The organism is Anoxybacillus sp. LAT27 (assembly GCF_022030075.1).
Classification (GTDB): domain Bacteria; phylum Bacillota; class Bacilli; order Bacillales; family Anoxybacillaceae; genus Anoxybacillus; species Anoxybacillus kestanbolensis.
The window spans coordinates 1-256 of the sequence record NZ_JAIWYK010000221.1; the positions used below are offsets into that span (position 1 = coordinate 1).

General features: G+C 56.2%; 1 protein-coding gene. It reads right to left on the reverse strand.

The window, feature by feature from the left end; genetic code table 11:
* Window positions 1-256 (reverse strand): spermine/spermidine synthase domain-containing protein (locus tag LD028_RS09210; RefSeq protein ID WP_483298296.1); only part of this gene is annotated, 256 nt, incomplete at both ends.

Genomic DNA, 256 nt, shown 5'->3' on the forward strand with positions numbered 1-256 from the left:
TGCCGGAGACGGCTGGCAAATGCTCTTTGCACGCCCGGACGACTTTTTCGTCGATTTCCACCATATCGATGGCTTCAAGATGAGCGTATTTCGCCGTCTCACGAGCTGCGCCGCAGTCGCCGCCGCCGATGATGAGCACCCGCTTCGCTTCCGGATGAAACTGCAGCGGCACGTGCGAAATCATTTCGTTATAAATATGGCCGTCAATCGAGGTCGTTTGCACGACGCCATCGAGTACGAGCATGCGGCCAAAATC